This window comes from Providencia sp. PROV209 (genome assembly GCF_028479485.1).
GTDB lineage: Bacteria > Pseudomonadota > Gammaproteobacteria > Enterobacterales > Enterobacteriaceae > Providencia > Providencia alcalifaciens.
This window is the reverse complement of sequence record NZ_JAMPNR010000013.1, coordinates 33292-50877: the sequence shown is the minus strand read 5'-3', so window position 1 is coordinate 50877 and position 17586 is coordinate 33292. Positions and strand designations below refer to the sequence as shown.

The window sequence follows — 17586 nt, the reverse complement described above, 5'->3', positions numbered from 1 at the left end:
ATTATCTCTTATTTTAGATATTATTAAACTTTTCAGGAAATAGATTCGGAATTATTGATGAGTCATCAAGATCACAGCCCATCAAAACGTCGCCTATTGCAAGGTGCGGCGGCAGTCATGCTATTAAGTGTCAGCCCATTTGGATTTGCTGCCAGTAGTAGTGTTGTTGCTGTTCGTATTTGGCCAGCCTCGAGTTATACCCGTATTACTCTTGAATCCAGCATTCCTTTAAAGTATCGCCAGTTTGTTTTAAACAACCCTGAGCGTATTGTTGTTGATTTAGAAGGCGTCCAATTAAATAACGTTCTTAAGAATATGGGAAGTCAAATTCAGTCTCGAGACCCTTACTTAAAATTAGTTAGGGTGGGGCAGTTTGATCCTAAAACGGTACGTTTAGTGTTTGAAGTTAAGAATAAAGTCACACCTCGGTTCTTTACTTTACCGCCAGTAGCTGAGTTTAAACACCGTTTAGTCATGGACTTTTACCCAGGTAAAGGGGTTGAAACCAATGATGATCCGTTACTTGCGCTTCTTGAAGATTACAATAAAGGTGATTTAGAAGAGAGCATGCCTGCACAGGCGAAGAAACCGGGTAAAGCAGGTACGGATAGACCGATTGTTATTATGATTGACCCTGGTCATGGTGGGGAAGATCCCGGTGCGATTGGTAAATATAAAACGCGTGAAAAAGATGTGGTTTTACAAATTGCGCGTCGTTTGAAAACGCTAATAGATAAAGATCCTAAAATGCGAGCTTATATGACGCGTAATGAGGATGTCTTTATCCCATTGAAAGTGCGTGTTGCGAAAGCGAGAAAAATGCAGGCAGACTTATTCGTTTCTATTCATGCGGATGCATTTACGAATCGCTCAGCGAATGGCTCATCTGTTTTTGCATTATCCACGAAAGGAGCGACCAGTAATACGGCGCGTTATCTTGCTCAAACTCAGAACGAAGCTGACTTAATCGGTGGCGTGAGCAAAAGTGGTGATGTCTATCTTGACCATACAATGTTAGATCTGGTGCAAACAGCAACCATTAATGACAGTTTGAAGTTTGGTGATGAAGTCCTGAAACGGATGGGTAGAGTGAATCGGCTGCATAAAAACAAAGTAGACCAAGCTGGTTTTGCTGTATTGAAAGCCCCTGAAATTCCGTCTATTTTGGTAGAAACTGCGTTTATCAGTAACCTAGATGAAGAGCGTAAGCTTAAAACCGCGAAATTCCAACAGCAGATGGCAGAGTCTATTTTTGAAGGGATTAAAGCCTATTTTCGTAATGGTGGCGAGTTAGCTATTCGTAACTAATTATTTGATTTATATATGAAAGAAGGTGGCAAGCAGCAATGTGAGTCGCCTTTTTTATTGATAAAATAAATCGTAAATGAAGCTAGAATAATTAAAAATTAATTTGAGTGTTGAGTTTGGGACGATAAAGAAGAAAGAAAAGGAAACATAAGAATTGGTTGCGGGGGCTGGATTTGAACCAACGACCTTCGGGTTATGAGCCCGACGAGCTACCATGCTGCTCCACCCCGCGACTGAAGAGGCTAATATATCAGGAATTGGTTGCGGGAGCTGGATTTGAACCAACGACCTTCGGGTTATGAGCCCGACGAGCTACCATGCTGCTCCATCCCGCGCCTGAAATATTCACTACTTTGGGATACTACTTTGATTTTACTGCTGAATTTACTTTGACTAAATCAATATTGAATGAATCAAGAAATTGGTTGCGGGGGCTGGATTTGAACCAACGACCTTCGGGTTATGAGCCCGACGAGCTACCATGCTGCTCCACCCCGCGTCCGATAGCGGGCACTATACTCGGGATGAGATCTGATGCAAGTTTTTTCGTGTTTTTTTTTCATTTTTCATCGATCGGAGTTTAAAAATCGCACAGAATGTTGCTTTTTTGTTCTTTAGTGGTGTTGAACTCAGAAATAACTTAACTAAATATTTATACTCGTTTCATTCTCAATTTGGGTTTGCTATTGTGCGCTTCATATTGGATATGTGTTAGGTGGTAAAAGATGAATTCATGGCAGAAAGGGTTAATTGCGGGCGTCTTTTTTTCTTTACTTGCAGGGTGTCAGTCTCATCCGACAGATAAAGGACAACAATATAAAGACGGAAAAATGCATAGTGACTTGCAACAAGTTAATCAGGTTAATGTGCAAGGGCGACCAATAAATGCGCCGGATTTTAATCGCCAAGTGACTGAGATTCAAAATGCATCACCACGCTTATTCAACAGCAATAATGATACTTACCATGCGATAGAGAATTGGTTAATGGCAGGTGGGGATCCGGCTCAGTTGTCGCGATTTAATTTATCAGCCTTCCAAATGGAAGGGATGGATAACTACGGAAACGTTCAGTTTACAGGTTACTACACTCCCGTAATTGAAGCCCGTCGTTCGCCACAAGGGGATTATCAACATCCGTTATATGGAATGCCGTCAAAAGGTAAGAAACGTTTACCAAGTCGCGCACAAATCTATAATGGTGCGCTCAGTAACAACTTGATCCTTGCTTACAGTAATTCTCCTGTCGATAACTTCATGATGGAAGTGCAAGGTAGTGGTTATGTCGACTTTGGGGATGGTAGTCCTTTGAATTTCTTTGCTTATGCAGGAAAAAATGGTCATGCCTATAAAAGTATTGGCAAAGTATTGGTTGATAGAGGCGAAGTGCCATTAGAAAAAATGTCGCTGCAAGCAATTCATGATTGGACTAACACGCACAGTGAGCAAGAGGTTCGTGAATTACTGGAAAGCAACCCATCATTTGTCTTCTTTAAACCACAATCGTTTGTCCCAGTTAGGGGAGCGAGTGCTGTGCCATTAGTGGCAAAAGCCTCGGTAGCATCAGATAAGACATTGATTCCACCTGGAACTGCATTGCTAGCCGAAGTGCCAGTATTAGATAGTAATGGAAAATTTACGGGTAGATACGAAATGCGTATGATGGTTGCTCTCGATGTGGGGGGCGCAATTAAAGGGCACCATTTCGATATTTATCATGGAACAGGGCACGAAGCGGGCAAAATGGCAGGCTTTTATAACCATTATGGTCGTGTATGGGTACTGAAAAAGAGCCAGCCTGTTTTTAGTGCGATGTAGTGATTATTTACTAGACTGTTATTTTTACTAAGTTACCGTTTTAACTAAGGTTGTTTGTGATTATGCAAGCTCAGCTTTCTGAGGCGTGGATGCAGCGATTCGCTGGAATTGGGCGCTTATATGGGCAAAAAGCCCTTCATCTTTTTGCGCGTTCACATGTGTGCGTTATTGGTGTGGGCGGCGTTGGCGTTTGGGCTGCGGAAGCATTAGCACGCTCTGGTATTGGTGCGATCACTTTGATCGATATGGATGACATTTGCGTCACAAATACCAATCGTCAATTGCATGCATTGAAATCGACGGTGGGATTACCAAAAGTTGATGTAATGAAAGAGCGTATTTTAGCCATCAACCCAGAATGTACCGTCAATGTTATTGATGACTTTATAACAGTCGATAATGTGGCTGAGTACCTTTCTTTGGGGTTTGATTACGTTATCGATGCCATCGACAGTGTAAGACCTAAAGCAGCATTACTTGCGTATTGCCGTCGTTTTAAAATCCCCGTAGTCACAACGGGCGGCGCTGGGGGACAAATTGATCCGACTCAAATCCAAGTTACCGACTTAGCTAAAACAGTCCAAGATCCACTCGCTGCCAAATTGCGTGAACGCTTAAAATCAGACTTTAACGTTGTGAAAAATGGTAAAGGCAAGCTGGGGATTGATTGTGTGTTTTCGACAGAGCAATTGGTTTACCCTCAAAGTGATGGAACCGTCTGTGCGGCGAAAAGCACAGCGGATGGCTCAAAACGGATGGATTGCGCATCAGGTTTTGGTGCTGTCACGATGGTCACAGCTAGCTTTGGCTTTATTGCCGTGTCACATGCGTTGAAAAAGATGGTCGCTAAAGCGCAAAGAGAGGCTAAATAGTTGGCATTGAGGCTACCGTATCCGCGTAGCCTCAATCATGTCATTATTCTGCCGGGGTCATCTCCCCTGCAATATTCTTAACCGCAGAAATTAACGCCTGTATCCCATTTTGGCGGGATTCACTGAGTTGTCCTGATAAACCCGTTTGATTGAAAATTTCATCAAAGTCAGTATCTAAAATTTGCTGTGCATTTTTATCTTCAATACAGGCAAGTAAAACGGCAAATAATCCTTTCACCACACGCCCTTCGCTATCCCCATAAAAATGAAATGTGTCATCTTCATTGAGGATGGCGCCAATCCAAACGCGGTTTTCACAACCCTGAACTTCTTGAGTTTGCTGCTTTTCTTCTTCAGTAAGAGTTGGCAGTTTTTTGGCTAATTGAATGAGCAGGCGATATTTATCTTCCCAAGCTTTTTGTTTGGAAAACTGTTCAACGATTTCGTGAATGACAATCTCTGTGCCAAATGGATGAGAAGCCAGTTCATGTCTAGACAAAGTCATGTGATTACCTTTTAATCATTTAAAATCGACAGTGCAAATTTTACAGAATTAATAAATTTATCAATATCTTGTTTGTTGTTGTATGGCATGGAAGAGATGCGCAAGCAGCCGCTTATATTGAGTGCGTCCATCAACGGTTGAGCACAATGCTGCCCATAGCGTAGTGCAATTTTTTGTTCGGTCAAGAAGAGACCTAAATCACTATGATGAATATTGTGGAAATTGAAAGATAAAAGTGGTGAGTTTTCTGTGCGATAACAAATAATACCGTCGAGTTGCGACAGTTGCTCATACGCGTAATCTATCAGAGAACACGTATAGATTTCAGCTTGTGTTAAATCTTGGGTTGAAAGCCATTTAAGCACTGCTGCAAAGGCAATGACACCTGCAACGTTAGGTGTTCCGGCCTCAAAACGTTGTGGTATTGGCGCGAGAGTAAAGCCTGAAAAATCGACGTGACTTAACATTTTGCCACCACCATGCCACGGATTCATGTTGGCTAAATGTTCTGGTTTTCCGTAACAGACTCCTAATCCGGTTGGTCCATATAATTTATGGGCTGAAAACACGTAGAAATCTACATCTGTCGCCAAGATATCTAGAGGGTGATGTACAACGCCCTGTGCGCCATCCACAACAACTTTTGCTCCAACTTGATGGGCTAATTTAGTTATGGTGGAGATGTCCGGCTGGTAGCCTGTTACGTTGGACATTTGAGTGATAGCAATAACTTTAGTTTTTGTGTTTAAGATAGAGCGTAGTGCGTTGATATCGAGTGTTAAGTCAGGTTCTATTGCCCATTTTACGACCTTTGCACCTGTTTGCTGTGCCAACATCAGCCATGGTAGCAAGTTAGAATGATGCTCAGTTTCGCTGACAATAATTTCGTCGCCACTTTGAAGTTTCTCGCGAAAATAGCTTTGAGCAATCAAATTTATCGACTCAGTGGTACCGCGAGTCCAAATAATGGATTTTTCGTCAGGCGCATGGATTAACTTAGCCGCTAAGGAGCGCCCTTGCTCATAGAGTTGCGTGATTTTTAATGCCTCTGGCGATTGCCCTCGATATACAGAACTGCCTGAAAAACGATAGTAATTATCGGAGGCGTTGACCATTTCCAGCGGTTTTAGTGCGGTAGCGGCACTGTCTAGAAAAACGATATCTGAGCTGATAGCAGGAAATTGCTGGCGAAATTGAAGGGCGTTAAAGTTATCCATTATGTTGATTCTTTGTCGTTAATCATTCGGTTGACGAATGTGATTATGATCTGGCTATGATAATAACGGAAAACAGTGAATAAGTAGATGGGAACAAAAAATGTTATTCAGTTATCGATTATTAGACATAATTTGTTACACTTAACAGGAAGATTTTTGCTCAGATTTTAGAATAATTGCGCGCCATAAAAATGCAACGTAGTTTAAAACGTTTTCGGTTTACTTTTAATCTAATGATTAAATTTAATTTAAGATGGTTTTGTGTGCTTTTTTACTCTTAGTCTGATGGGATAATGGTTTTTATCTTCCATAATGGATTTTATCGCACTCAACATAAAAAAAAGCACCGCGCTTTGGCGGTGCACTATAAAATCACTATGGACAGACAGGGTAAATGTACAGGAAGTGAAAAAAACAGTAGCAATTGCTACAAAGCCTGGTTTAACCAGACAACTTGCAAACACAACATCACAACCACAAAGCCAAAAGTTTCAAAGTAACTAAACTCTGCAACTTTTCGTTCCGGCTTAGGAAGTGTGCATACTATAGGTATTTACTAGCGGATCCTCAATGGACAATTTATAATGCTTCGGATGAGAAAAACTAATGCATATAACAAAGCTGAGCCGAAGAGATTATGTCTAAAAGATTACCGCCTTTAAATGCTCTGAGAGTGTTTGATGCCGCCGCCCGTCATTTAAGTTTTACTAAAGCGGCAGATGAATTATTTGTGACACAAGCTGCTGTTAGTCATCAAATAAAAAGCCTAGAAGATTTTCTTGGTTTGAAGTTGTTTCGTCGCCGAAATCGCTCATTGTTACTGACGGAAGAAGGGCAAAGTTATTATCTTGATATTAAGGAAATTTTCTCGTCTTTAAATGAGGCGACGAGAAAGCTTCAAGCCAGAAGTGCAAAAGGCGCACTCACTGTAAGCTTATCGCCAAGTTTCGCGATACAATGGCTAGTTCCTCGTCTTTCTGGATTTAATCAAGCGTTTCCTGGCATTGATGTACGTATTCAAGCGGTTGATCGGGAAGAAGATAAGCTAGCCGATGATGTCGATGTTGCGATTTTTTACGGTCGAGGAAATTGGACAGGTCTAAGAACTGACAGGCTGTATGCTGAATACTTAATGCCAGTGTGTTCACCTTCGTTGTTAACGGGTGGGAATCAACTTAAAAATCCTGAAGATCTAGCAAAGCATACATTACTTCATGACTCTTCTCGCCGTGATTGGCAGGCATATGTGAAGCAGTTAGATTTGCAGAATATTGTTAATGTACAGCAGGGACCTATTTTTAGTCACAGTTCGATGGTGATTCAAGCGGCAGTACATGGGCAAGGCGTTGCGCTAACTAACAATGTGATGGCAAAAAATGAAATTGATGCGGGCAGATTGGTGTGCCCATTTAGTGAAGTTTTAGTGAGTAAAAACGCATTCTATCTGGTCTGCCAAGAAAGTCAGGCCGATTTAGGGAAAATTGCGGCATTTCGTCAATGGATCCTCGCGCAAGCAGCCAGTGAGCAAGAAAAGCTCGGGTTTATTACCAATGATCAAGATTTGACGCATATACAATAATCAAACAGTAAAAACGAAGGTGCTATTGTGAATAGTCGTTTGATGTTAATTTTTGCAGGGATCAGTGGATTTTTTGTGGTCGCATTTGGTGCTATTGGCTCGCATGCACTTGCACCAATGATGAGCTCTCATCAAATGGCATGGATTGAGACAGGATTGCGTTATCAAATGTTTCATACTGTTGCATTAATGGTGCTGGGCGCAGTATTACTGCGTAAAGTCATTTTATGGTTCTATTGGGCTGGGGTATTTTTCTCCGTTGGAATACTTCTTTTTAGTGGTAGCCTTTATTGTATGGCCTTATTGCAGGTAAAATACTTTTCTTATTTTACGCCAATAGGTGGCGTTTGCTTCCTAGTTGGCTGGCTTTTAGCAGTTATTGGCGCTATGCGTCTAAGGAAATCGGCGTCACGCAATGAGTAACAAGATTGCATTATATTGCCGCCCGGGCTTTGAAAAAGAGTGTGCAGCAGAAATTACAGATAAAGCAGGACAACGTGAAATTTACGGTTTTGCTCGTGTTAAAGAGAATAGCGGCTATGTTATTTTTGAATGTTATCAGTCTGAGGACGCAGACATTCTTGCACGCACGCTGCCATTTCGTGAATTAATTTTTGCTCGTCAAATGTTTGTGGTAGGCGATTTATTAAAAGATCTACCTCCAGAAGATAGGGTTACTCCTATTGTGAATGCGCTTAGCAAGCAGGTTGAGCGAGCAGGTGATCTGCGAGTTGAAGTCGCAGATACCAATGAATCAAAAGAGTTAATGAAGTTTTGCCGTAAATTTACAGTACCTCTGCGTAATGCGTTACGCCAAGAGAAAGTATTATTGGCGAAAGAGAACTTTAAACGCCCGGTGATCCATGTGTTCTTTATTGCACCGGGGTGTTGTTATGCCGGCTATTCTTATTCGAATAATAGTTCGAATTTTTACATGGGCATTCCGCGTTTAAAATTCCCATCAGATGCACCAAGTCGTTCAACGTTAAAATTGGAAGAAGCTTTCCATGTGTTTATTCCTTATGAAGAGTGGGATGAGCGTTTAGGGAGTGGAATGAAAGCCGTTGATCTTGGAGCATGTCCAGGCGGGTGGACTTATCAGTTGGTGAAACGCAGTATGATGGTTGATGCCGTTGATAATGGTCCAATGGCGGAAAGCTTGATGAATACAGGGCAAGTTCGACACCATCGTGAAGATGGCTTTAAATTTAAGCCGACATCGCAGAATATCACTTGGTTAGTGTGTGATATGGTAGAAAAACCCGCGAAAGTTGCTGCATTGATGACGCAGTGGTTACAAGAAGGCTGGTGTCGTGAAACCATTTTTAACTTGAAGTTGCCGATGAAAAAGCGTTATGAAGAAGTCGCGCATATTCTGGAAAAAATGAAAGTTCAGCTGAAAGAGAATGGTATCAACGTTCTGATCCACGCGAAACAGCTTTACCATGACCGTGAAGAAGTCACCGTGCATGTACAACGTGTTTGGTCCGCAAACCCAATGGCGCGTGAATATTATTAAGTCAAAGCTGGATTGGTTTGAATAGCAAAAAGGTCACTTCAAAGTGACCTTTTTTGTGTCGACTATTTAGCTTGATAGCGTAATTGGTTTAGGTTGCCTTTCAACGCAATATTCGTTTTTAGTGTCGCAATTTCGCGGCAGATTATCGCTATATCTTTTTGATTTGCTAATTTTTTCTGCCATTTCTCTTCAAGAACATCAAAGTTGGCGTACAAATTTTCAATCGAGCGGAATCGCTGAAGCAGCTCCGTGGCGCTTTTAGCTCCAATTCCTGCAATTCCGGGAACTTTACTGCTGCTGATCCCCGCTAAACCCCAGTAGTCAGGAAGTTGTTCAGGTTTGACCCCAAATTCATTTTCGATAAAAGGCACGTCTAGCCAGCGTTTTTGAAAATAGTCACGAATACGTAAATTGGGTGACAGCAACTGACAATAGCCTTTATCGGTGGAGACGATGGTGACGGTATGCCCAGAATCGGCAATGCGTTTAGCGAGAGTGGCCGCTAAGTCATCGGCTTCGTCTCCCTCAGATTGCCAGCAATGAATACCATTTTCTTCAAACTGAGCAACTAAGTTGGGGAGTTCAGTGTGTAATGATTCAGGCATAGGCTGACGTCCTGCTTTATAGTCAGGTAGCTTTTCATGGCGCCAACTATGGTGTCGACCTTCCTCATCAAAGACGGCGACAACGTGAGTTGCATTAGTGTGGTTAATCAATTGAGAAATAGCGGACAAGCAGGTTTCTCCACATGGGCTACCCTGAACCGCGTGGATACGTCGAATTAAATTTAAAGCATCAATAATTAATAAATGGATCATAAGCCGTTTGGTAGTTAAACGCACCGTCCTTGGCGCGTAGGTGATTATTTCACAATTTCATAGCAAGGTTCGTAAGCGGTGCCACCTGGCAATTTCATACGATGCTGTTTCACGAAACCTTGGAGTAAAATATCCATACGTTTCATGATGTCGCTATCACCGTGAATTTTGAAAGGACCATGTTTTTCAATGGCTTTCATACCAACTTCTTTCACGTTACCCGCGACAATCCCAGAGAAAGCACGACGTAAATCAGACGCCAATTTTTCAGGAGATTGGTCTGGGTGCAAGTTCAGTGACGCCATATTTTCATGGGTTGGTTCAAATGGATGCTGTAAGTCTGGTGCAATTTTAATCGACCAGTTGAAACTGTAAGCGTCGCCAGTATTACGGCGGCTCTCTTTCACAGCAGATATTCCTTTTTTCATTACGCGAGCCACTTCTTGTGGGTTATCGATAATGATTTGATAATGTTTGCTGGCTTCATCACCCAGAGTGTGGCGAATAAAGTCATCCAGTACAGAAAAATATTCAGCACTCTCTTTTGGTCCAGTGAGCACGAGAGGTAACACTTGCTCGGTATTTTCAGGATCCATCATGATGCCTAACAAATACAGAAGTTCCTCCGCAGTCCCTACACCACCTGGGAAAATAATAATCCCGTGAGCTAAACGCACAAATGCCTCGAGACGTTTTTCGATGTCAGGCATGATAATCAGTTCGTTAACGAGTGGGTTAGGTGGCTCTGCCGCGATGATAGAGGGTTCGGTTAAACCGATAAAACGACTGTCTTTGTAACGTTGCTGCGCATGACCAACCGCAGCGCCTTTCATCGGCGCTTCCATCGCGCCCGGTCCACAACCGGTACAGATATTCAGTTCGCGTAAGCCAAGTTCATTACCAACTTTACGACCATATAAATATTCGTTTTCATTGATGGAGTGACCACCCCAGCACACGATCATATTCGGGTCTTCACCAATATGCAGAGCACGGGCGTTACGTAAAATAGAAAAGATCATGTTGGTTAGATGGACACTGTTTTCCAAATCGAGATGGAATTGCTGTTTTGCTGTACTGATTTGTCCATGCACAAACAGAATATCGCGCAGTACAGCAAACAAGTTAGCTTGTAATGAGCGAATAATTTTTCCGTCAACGAATGCTTTTTCAGGGGGATTGATGAGTTCCAGCTTAATGCCACGTTCGCGACGTAAGATATTGATATCAAAACTTGCACTTTTTTCTAATAGCTCTTTACTGCTGTCAGTTAAGCTTCCTGAATGTAACACCGCTAAGGAGCAGTTTCGATACAATTGATACAAATGGCTGCTCGCCGTACGTTTCAGCATGTCGACTTCAAGCTGAGACAGTAGATCCATAGATCCTAATGGACTGATATGAGTAATCAAGTAACACTCCTTTACCCAATTGGGCTATTGACGCGTGAATTACATTGAAAATGATTTAAATAGCATTCTCTTAAATTACACTGTTTTTCAATTTAGTAGGTACTTATTGCCGTGCCAAACGACCCGTTTCAGGCTCAAATTGTTCATTACTGCGCCATGGATTGATATCCAATCCACCTCGGCGAGTATAGCGTGCATATACCGATAACTTTTCCGGTTTGCACAGTATTGTTATGTCGTTGAAAATGCGTTCCACGCACTGTTCATGAAATTCATTATGATGACGAAATGAGACGAGGTAACGTAATAACGCTTCGTGATTGATTTTCGGACCACGATAATGAATTTGTACTGAACCCCAATCAGGCTGGTTGGTGATCAAGCAATTTGATTTTAACAGATGGCTGACGAGGATTTCTTCGACGACCTCTGATTGGGTACAATCGACCAGATACTGACGATTAAATTCATAGTTATCGATATCAATCTCTTGCTCATCAATGCAGACACCTTGGAATTGGTGAATGGCTTGCTGAGTGAAATCGTCAAGCTTATAAAGTGTAACCTTAACCTCGCCGTTAGCACAGCGGCTTAGGTCTTTTTGCAAAACGGTTCGCACATTTTCCCACGTTTCAAAACGGGTCTGGTTGAAACTGTTGAGGTAAAGCTTAAAACTTTTGGATTCCACGAGATTTTCACTTGTGGCATCAATACTAACAGAGCCTATAGCAACTTGAGGGACTCCGCGGGCGTTTAGCCAAGAAAGCTCATACAGTGTCCAGATGTCTGCGCCGTGAAATGGCAGGCTATCAGCATGAATGTCCAAAGGATCTCGATTAAGACTGCGTGGTACAGCTTGTAATAAAGCGGCATCATATTGGTCATGATAAGCCGTCTTCTTTCCCAGCGTTAAATTATCGAGAGCAGGGTTATTCTGATAGTGAGACATAGTGATCCTTATCTTTCGGCGCATCAGTCCTTAATAGGTAAACTGAGTACGTTTTATTCGTTTGTTAACTTCTGTCATAATACCACTTATCTGTAATATTGAGTCCGCCAATTTAAATTGGTTTAAATAATGTTATTTCTAACAGTTGAAAAACGATGAATACAATAATCTCTGATTTAATTAAAAATTTTACTAGCCAGTATGTAGCAAAGTGGCAAGACGTTACGGGATTACCGCCAAGTTCCTCTGAACTTTATGGCGTACCGTCTCCTTGTATCGTCCGTACTGGTGACGATGTGGTTTATTGGGAGCCTCAACCATTTCCATTAGCAGAAAAAAGCCTAAGTAATGTAGCTAATGGTGTCGACTTGCAATTACAAGATGACATCCATGCTTTTTATACTACGCAATTAGCCGGAGATATGAGTGCGACATTCAATGAGCTGTCATTGAACTTGGTTCAAGTGTGGAGTGAAGAAGATTTTATTCGTTTACAAGAAAACCTGATTGGGCATCTGGTGACGCAAAAACGATTAAAGTTATCACCAACGCTGTTTATCGCCACATTAGATTCTGAATTAGAGATGATTTCCATGTGTAATTTAACGGGAGAAATTATTGTGGAAACATTCGGAAGTAAGCAGCGACGGGTAATTGCAGAAAATCTTGCGAGTTTTATTCAACAGTTGAAGCCAGTTATATCATCTCAGGGGTAAGAGATTAGCAGCATTGAACTGTAAGTCATTACCTACAATTGGGTTAAGCCATATCTTAATAAATTTTCATTTTACTGAAATGATAACTATTTAACTTTTAATTTCATGGCATTACTATCTATTTTAAGTTTTTTATTATTTTTTGAACCACATAAGAATGGAATACTAGGTTGTTTCATTAATGGATTTAATACATTCTTATCGGGCTGGACAGGGTAGTTGTTTAGCGATTTACATTTTAAAAACAAGGAAATGGATAGCCTAGCAGAGCAGTTAATTTGCTCATTTTTCTAACAGGATGTTAGGCGGCAGGAAGTCGCATTGCAGGATGCAAGTCAGTTGATAGATAAGTAGCCAGTTAGTTTTTAACTGGCTACTTTTTTTTATTTCTGCGCCGTGTTTGAGTAGAGGGTAAGGGATTGAACTATGTTCTGGAACATGGCTTCTCGTAGCGCCTCGCGTTTACGGAATTCAGAGCGTCTCTGGCTTTTAACGGATTCAATATCACGTACGGGTTCTTGAAGCGGTAACTGATACCATCCCGCAGAATTTAATACACCGCCACACTCTTCCCAAAACGTATCGTAGCTGGATTTTAAATGTTGGCTCTTGATATGACAGTTATTCGAAATCCCGTTAATGGATTTGATTTGGAAATAAGCCGCTACAGCATAAATGGCTGACATTAACAGATTTTTAGGTCTCATTGCGTGCATTTGTTTCGTGATAGATTTCACTTGCTCTACGCTCTGCTCGGTAGATGGTCCTTGTAGAGAACACACATAGAGTTGACCTTGCTCCCCGAATGAGAAACTCATCAGATAGATTTCATCGCCAGTTTCATTGAGTAAATGAATTGAGAGATCTCCTTCACGAGGATATTGGGAATAGATCATTTTTAATTGAGCAAAATCACCCGATTTTAGCTCAATATTAGCAATAGTCAGTCCTTCACGTTTATCCGAAAACATGGCAGTAATGGCTTCGGGGGTAAAGGTTCTTTCAATTAAATCTAATGTGTAGCTCGCAGTTGATAACTTTTCTTTACCACTCCACGCTTTGTGCAGATATTTATTTATAGGACGCTCAATAAATTGCGGTACGCCATCAATGGACGCGGATAATAGAGCGCTCTGATAGCTGTCGCACATCGATTGATATTTCTGATATTGTTGTGAAGGCAATCTAGCAATGCGAATCTTTCTTTTTAGCTGTACATATTTGTTAGTGAAAGATTTCCATGTCTGATTTTGTTGACGCCACTGCTTTAATAGTCCCATAGATAAACCATCTTTATGTTAATAATGAAAAAAGCAAACTGTATAGAAAAACATTTGATAATAAATGCCAAATATACAATAAATGATAAATGATTATTAATTTTTTTAATAAATATGAGCGAAAGGATATAGCGGAATAATTTGAGGGCGTTTGATTGCTTTTTATTTCAGCCATCCCCATGTTTGCGACAGAACCGTGCCATAAAATACGGTATATTTTGAATTATTACAGTCGAATAGGTTTTAGTATGAATATTGAGCAACGCATTCTAGAGAAACTCGGGCATCTCGAAATGGAAATGAGAGACAAATCTCTATGGGATGAGCTTCCACCAAGCCCTGAAGCGTTTGAAAGCGTAGAACCTTTTGCTATTGATACGATGGAAGCTGCGCAATGGTTACAGTGGATCTTAATTCCCCGCCTAACCGCAATGATAGATCAAGGTGCGATGTTACCGAACAATTTTGCTATTGCCCCTTATTTTGAGGAAATCTACAAAGAAGATGAGGAAGGGCGCTTTATTGTGTTCCTAGACCATCTTCGTGAGTTAGATAGCTATTTTCAATTCACCATGATGGGCGAGTAACAGATGCTGGAAATTATCTATCAAGATGAGTATGTGGTTGCGGTCAATAAACCTGCAGGCATGTTAGTTCATCGCAGCTGGCTCGATAGTAAAGAGACGGTGTTTGTCATGCAAACATTGCGAGATCAAATTGGGCAGCATGTTTTTCCTATTCACCGTCTTGATAGACCGACATCAGGCGTTTTGCTGTTTGCGTTGTCCAGTGATGTAGCAAGGCTACTGGCAGAGCAGTTTGAGCAGCATCGTATGGAAAAAGTGTATCATGCGATTGTTCGAGGCTATGTCATGGATGGGGATAGGTTGGACTATCCGTTATTGGAAGAGCTCGACAAAATTGCAGATAAAAATGCGACGAAAGAACCAAGGCTACAAGAGTGTGTTACTCACTATAAACCGTTGGCAACAGTCGAGTGCTCTGTCGCTATCGGTCGCTATGATACTGCCCGTTTTAGTCTTGTCGAGTTAAAACCAGAAACAGGTCGTAAGCATCAATTAAGACGGCATATGTCCCACTTGCGCCACCCAATTATTGGGGATAGCAAGCATGGTGATTTACGGCAAAATCGCGGTGTGGCTGAGCATTTTTCTGTCTCACGTTTGATGCTACATGCTAGTCAGCTAATATTTATTCACCCTATAACAGAAGAAAAAATATCCTTAGTCGCATCGTGGGATGCACAATGGCTATCACTCATTGAGCAATTTGGATGGATTGACGCCGTCAATGAGCTCGACATCGATGTTATCAATCGTTCTATTTGATATTTTTTCATAAGGAGGGGCATTATGTCCAAAATCGGAATTTTTGTCGGGACGGTATATGGTAATGCATTAGCCGTTGCAGAAGTGGCGCAAGAGATTCTTGAACAGCAAGGTCATGAAATTGAAGTGTTTGATGAGCCGACATTGGCGGATTGGCAAGTCTATAATGCAGGTGAAGGTATTGCTTTGGTGATCACCTCTACCACTGGGCAAGGTGATTTCCCTGATACGATCGCGCCCCTATTTTATGAAATTAAAGATGTTATCGGTTATCAGCCTGAGCTGAGATATGGCGTCATTGCTTTAGGTGATAGTAGTTATGAAAATTTCTGCGGGGCAGGAAAGCAATTCGATGAGCTGTTAGCCGAGCAATCTGGCAGTCGTATTGGCGATATCTTATTTATTGATGCGACTGAAGTGGAAGAGCCCGAAGAGTTTGCTAAAGCATGGTTACAGGCTTGGGCTGATATGCTTTAAGTATGATAAAACAAGCATCTGCACTGTAAAAGTATTGGTGGTTGAATACCAAACGAGGATTTACAGTGCAGTGGGAAAACGCGATTATTTACGCGTTAACTTTTCAAGGTCGGCTTCAATTTCTGCGATTTTGTTGGATACCACATGCTCTAAATGACGTAAGTCATCCAAGATTTTGTGTTTTAAATCGATATCAGTGTGGTCGCTTTGACAAATTTGATCTAATTCTTCAATTACATAACGTAAGTTAGTATTGATTTCGTTAATTTCTTTGAAGTTATTGCTACCATCAGTGGCTGCTACCGTTTTACGCTGACGTGGGTATTTAAATTTCACGCTTTTAGCGAAGAATTCACCTTTATCTTTACGAAAATAGATTTTTAAAATGTCGTTATTAGCTTCTTGGCGCAGGGAATAGCGGTCGATATCTTGTGGATTGCTGATACCTAAACTTTTCAGATTGTCGTACATATTAGCTCGCTTAATCGTAAGGGACTATGTCAATGACCATGGGGTTATAAACAAAGCGGTCTCTCTTTATAACCATTTACTGAGCCCTAATTGCTTATAGAATGATGAGTGACAAAATAACCATCTAATAATAGCAGTTAATTGACCAAGGGCGGTAAATTCTCGGTCATATTATGCGCGATTAATCGTGTTTGACCAACCTCTCTTTCTAATAAAAAATACTTTATTATTTAGGTTATTTATCGATAACCCAGAGGCTTCCGCTGACTTAACGGGGTATTTATGCTTAGGGGAAGGAATTTTTCATTGTGGATCAAGGGTCACTCGGCTACCCGATTTGCAGACAAAGTATGCGCTTCGGGGTAGCTTTGCGTTTGGCACCTTGTAACCCTTAAAATATAAGGGGGAGGTGAGAGTTTTGAGATTGGTTAAGTAGTTAGAGGATAATTATCCGCATATTACTCATCAATACTTCTTAATAACTCGTTGATACCCACTTTACCGCGGGTTTTTTCATCCACTTTCTTCACGATCGCTGCACAGTATAGGCTGTAGCTACCATCTTTAGAGGGTAAGTTACCTGAAACTACAACAGAGCCGGCAGGGACGCGACCATAGAAAATCTCACCAGTCTCACGATCATAAATTTTGGTGCTTTGACCCAAGTAAACGCCCATTGAAATAACAGAACCCTCTTCGACGATCACCCCTTCAACGACTTCAGAACGTGCGCCGATAAAGCAGTTATCTTCGATGATAGTCGGATTCGCTTGTAATGGTTCAAGAACACCACCGATACCAACACCACCAGATAAGTGAACATTCTTACCGATTTGTGCACAAGAACCCACGGTTGCCCATGTATCAACCATTGTGCCTTCATCTACATACGCCCCAATATTGACGTAAGATGGCATTAATACGCTGTTTTTAGCAATATAAGCGCCTTGACGTACTGCGGCTGGTGGCACAACGCGGAAGCCTTCACGTTCAAAACGGGCTTTGTCGTAGTCAGCAAATTTCATCGGAACTTTATCAAAATAACGACTTTCTGCGCCTTCAATGACTTGGTTATCATGAATACGGAATGAGAGTAAAACGGCTTTTTTCAACCACTGGTGAGTGACCCAAACTCCGCCAATTTTTTCTGCCACGCGCAGTTTACCGCTATCTAATAATGCGATGGTTTCTGTCACTGCTTGTTTGACGGCAGGTGTCACGGTGTTAGGCGTAATCGATGCGCGATCTTCAAATGCTTGCTCAATAATTGCTTGTAATTGTTGCATTAATGCTTTTT

At 41.5% G+C, this 17586-nt stretch carries 18 protein-coding genes and 3 tRNA genes; 10 read left to right on the top strand and 11 right to left on the bottom strand.

Annotated features, from left to right (window positions below):
• The first annotated feature begins 57 nt into the window (after window positions 1-57).
• Entirely contained in the window at window positions 58-1308 is a 1251-nt protein-coding gene (amiC, locus tag PR795_RS10100) for an N-acetylmuramoyl-L-alanine amidase AmiC (protein ID WP_006659233.1), read from the top strand.
• 155 nt (window positions 1309-1463) lie between these two features.
• Here the strand turns inward: amiC and PR795_RS10095 are convergent.
• The 3 genes from PR795_RS10095 to PR795_RS10085 all read right to left on the bottom strand — a co-directional run bounded on the left by PR795_RS10095 (window position 1464) and on the right by PR795_RS10085 (window position 1807).
• Window positions 1464-1540, bottom strand: a tRNA-Met gene (locus PR795_RS10095).
• Between the two features lie 26 nt (window positions 1541-1566).
• Window positions 1567-1643: transfer RNA gene (locus PR795_RS10090), tRNA-Met, on the bottom strand.
• An 87-nt stretch (window positions 1644-1730) separates the two neighbouring features.
• Window positions 1731-1807 (bottom strand) — tRNA-Met (locus tag PR795_RS10085).
• Window positions 1808-2033: 226 nt separating this feature from the next.
• Between PR795_RS10085 and mltA the strand changes: the two genes are divergently transcribed.
• Entirely contained in the window at window positions 2034-3125 is a 1092-nt protein-coding gene (gene mltA, locus PR795_RS10080; protein WP_006660126.1) for a murein transglycosylase A, read from the top strand.
• Window positions 3126-3187: 62 nt separating this feature from the next.
• On the top strand, window positions 3188-3997 hold the full coding sequence (gene tcdA, locus PR795_RS10075) for a tRNA cyclic N6-threonylcarbamoyladenosine(37) synthase TcdA (protein ID WP_006660125.1): 810 nt from the start codon (window positions 3188-3190) through the stop codon (window positions 3995-3997).
• 43 nt (window positions 3998-4040) lie between these two features.
• Here the strand turns inward: tcdA and csdE are convergent, their stop codons facing one another.
• Window positions 4041-4502 carry a cysteine desulfurase sulfur acceptor subunit CsdE gene (gene csdE, locus PR795_RS10070; protein WP_272516825.1) on the bottom strand — a complete coding sequence of 154 codons (462 nt, stop codon included), beginning with the start codon at window positions 4500-4502 and terminating at the stop codon, window positions 4041-4043.
• A gap of 11 nt (window positions 4503-4513) precedes the next feature.
• Entirely contained in the window at window positions 4514-5719 is a 1206-nt protein-coding gene (gene csdA, locus PR795_RS10065; RefSeq protein WP_181480200.1) for a cysteine desulfurase CsdA, read from the bottom strand.
• A 637-nt stretch (window positions 5720-6356) separates the two neighbouring features.
• On the opposite strand from csdA, the gene PR795_RS10060 reads away from it, so the two are divergent.
• The 3 genes from PR795_RS10060 to rlmM are packed head-to-tail and all read left to right on the top strand — an operon-like array spanning window position 6357 to window position 8817.
• On the top strand, window positions 6357-7298 hold the full coding sequence (locus tag PR795_RS10060) for a transcriptional regulator GcvA (RefSeq protein ID WP_006660122.1): 942 nt from the start codon (window positions 6357-6359) through the stop codon (window positions 7296-7298).
• A 27-nt stretch (window positions 7299-7325) separates the two neighbouring features.
• Window positions 7326-7721 carry a DUF423 domain-containing protein gene (locus PR795_RS10055; protein ID WP_006662981.1) on the top strand — a complete coding sequence of 132 codons (396 nt, stop codon included), beginning with the start codon at window positions 7326-7328 and terminating at the stop codon, window positions 7719-7721.
• On the top strand, window positions 7714-8817 hold the full coding sequence (rlmM, locus tag PR795_RS10050) for a 23S rRNA (cytidine(2498)-2'-O)-methyltransferase RlmM (protein ID WP_036962889.1): 1104 nt from the start codon (window positions 7714-7716) through the stop codon (window positions 8815-8817). The genes PR795_RS10055 and rlmM overlap by 8 nt, the downstream gene beginning before the upstream one ends.
• A gap of 62 nt (window positions 8818-8879) precedes the next feature.
• Here the strand turns inward: rlmM and xni are convergent, their stop codons facing one another.
• From xni to queF, 3 genes are all read right to left on the bottom strand, one after another.
• Window positions 8880-9635: a flap endonuclease Xni gene (gene xni / locus PR795_RS10045; protein ID WP_006662983.1), complete on the bottom strand. Its 756-nt coding sequence runs from the start codon at window positions 9633-9635 to the stop codon at window positions 8880-8882.
• Window positions 9636-9679: 44 nt separating this feature from the next.
• On the bottom strand, window positions 9680-11047 hold the full coding sequence (ppnN, locus tag PR795_RS10040; protein ID WP_181480199.1) for a nucleotide 5'-monophosphate nucleosidase PpnN: 1368 nt from the start codon (window positions 11045-11047) through the stop codon (window positions 9680-9682).
• Window positions 11048-11150: 103 nt separating this feature from the next.
• Window positions 11151-11996, bottom strand: a complete 846-nt coding sequence (queF, locus tag PR795_RS10035) for an NADPH-dependent 7-cyano-7-deazaguanine reductase QueF (protein ID WP_006658421.1) — start codon at window positions 11994-11996, stop codon at window positions 11151-11153.
• Between the two features lie 155 nt (window positions 11997-12151).
• Between queF and syd the strand changes: the two genes are divergently transcribed.
• Window positions 12152-12712 (top strand): SecY-interacting protein, encoded by a 561-nt coding sequence (gene syd / locus PR795_RS10030; RefSeq protein WP_181480198.1) that lies wholly within the window; start codon window positions 12152-12154, stop codon window positions 12710-12712.
• Window positions 12713-13095: 383 nt separating this feature from the next.
• Here the strand turns inward: syd and PR795_RS10025 are convergent, their stop codons facing one another.
• Entirely contained in the window at window positions 13096-13992 is an 897-nt protein-coding gene (locus PR795_RS10025) for a VirK/YbjX family protein (RefSeq protein WP_181480197.1), read from the bottom strand.
• 248 nt (window positions 13993-14240) lie between these two features.
• On the opposite strand from PR795_RS10025, the gene PR795_RS10020 reads away from it, so the two are divergent.
• Genes PR795_RS10020 through PR795_RS10010 form a run of 3 tightly spaced genes read left to right on the top strand, consistent with a single transcriptional unit; the run spans window position 14241 to window position 15818 of the window.
• Window positions 14241-14579, top strand: coding sequence for a YqcC family protein (locus PR795_RS10020; protein WP_006658417.1), 339 nt, complete (start codon window positions 14241-14243; stop codon window positions 14577-14579).
• A 3-nt stretch (window positions 14580-14582) separates the two neighbouring features.
• Window positions 14583-15341 (top strand): tRNA pseudouridine(65) synthase TruC, encoded by a 759-nt coding sequence (gene truC / locus PR795_RS10015; RefSeq protein WP_154633219.1) that lies wholly within the window; start codon window positions 14583-14585, stop codon window positions 15339-15341.
• Window positions 15342-15365: 24 nt separating this feature from the next.
• A complete protein-coding gene (locus PR795_RS10010) occupies window positions 15366-15818 on the top strand; it encodes a flavodoxin (protein WP_006658415.1) in 453 nt (150 codons plus the stop codon).
• Between the two features lie 84 nt (window positions 15819-15902).
• Here the strand turns inward: PR795_RS10010 and PR795_RS10005 are convergent, their stop codons facing one another.
• Entirely contained in the window at window positions 15903-16289 is a 387-nt protein-coding gene (locus tag PR795_RS10005; RefSeq protein ID WP_006658414.1) for a DUF3461 family protein, read from the bottom strand.
• Between the two features lie 458 nt (window positions 16290-16747).
• Window positions 16748-17575: a 2,3,4,5-tetrahydropyridine-2,6-dicarboxylate N-succinyltransferase gene (gene dapD / locus PR795_RS10000; RefSeq protein WP_272516824.1), complete on the bottom strand. Its 828-nt coding sequence runs from the start codon at window positions 17573-17575 to the stop codon at window positions 16748-16750.
• Between the last annotated feature and the right edge of the window lie 11 nt (window positions 17576-17586).

Coding starts and splice junctions, on each gene's coding strand:
- PR795_RS10020 (WP_006658417.1), top strand. CDS start 14,241: ATGAATATTGAGCAACGCATTCTAGAGAAACTCGGGCATCTCGAAATG.
- PR795_RS10025 (WP_181480197.1), bottom strand. CDS start 13,992: ATGGGACTATTAAAGCAGTGGCGTCAACAAAATCAGACATGGAAATCT.
- tcdA (WP_006660125.1), top strand. CDS start 3,188: ATGCAAGCTCAGCTTTCTGAGGCGTGGATGCAGCGATTCGCTGGAATT.
- dapD (WP_272516824.1), bottom strand. CDS start 17,575: ATGCAACAATTACAAGCAATTATTGAGCAAGCATTTGAAGATCGCGCA.
- rlmM (WP_036962889.1), top strand. CDS start 7,714: ATGAGTAACAAGATTGCATTATATTGCCGCCCGGGCTTTGAAAAAGAG.
- PR795_RS10010 (WP_006658415.1), top strand. CDS start 15,366: ATGTCCAAAATCGGAATTTTTGTCGGGACGGTATATGGTAATGCATTA.
- truC (WP_154633219.1), top strand. CDS start 14,583: ATGCTGGAAATTATCTATCAAGATGAGTATGTGGTTGCGGTCAATAAA.
- csdE (WP_272516825.1), bottom strand. CDS start 4,502: ATGACTTTGTCTAGACATGAACTGGCTTCTCATCCATTTGGCACAGAG.
- PR795_RS10005 (WP_006658414.1), bottom strand. CDS start 16,289: ATGTACGACAATCTGAAAAGTTTAGGTATCAGCAATCCACAAGATATC.
- mltA (WP_006660126.1), top strand. CDS start 2,034: ATGAATTCATGGCAGAAAGGGTTAATTGCGGGCGTCTTTTTTTCTTTA.
- PR795_RS10060 (WP_006660122.1), top strand. CDS start 6,357: ATGTCTAAAAGATTACCGCCTTTAAATGCTCTGAGAGTGTTTGATGCC.
- queF (WP_006658421.1), bottom strand. CDS start 11,996: ATGTCTCACTATCAGAATAACCCTGCTCTCGATAATTTAACGCTGGGA.
- xni (WP_006662983.1), bottom strand. CDS start 9,635: ATGATCCATTTATTAATTATTGATGCTTTAAATTTAATTCGACGTATC.
- csdA (WP_181480200.1), bottom strand. CDS start 5,719: ATGGATAACTTTAACGCCCTTCAATTTCGCCAGCAATTTCCTGCTATC.
- amiC (WP_006659233.1), top strand. CDS start 58: ATGAGTCATCAAGATCACAGCCCATCAAAACGTCGCCTATTGCAAGGT.
- syd (WP_181480198.1), top strand. CDS start 12,152: ATGAATACAATAATCTCTGATTTAATTAAAAATTTTACTAGCCAGTAT.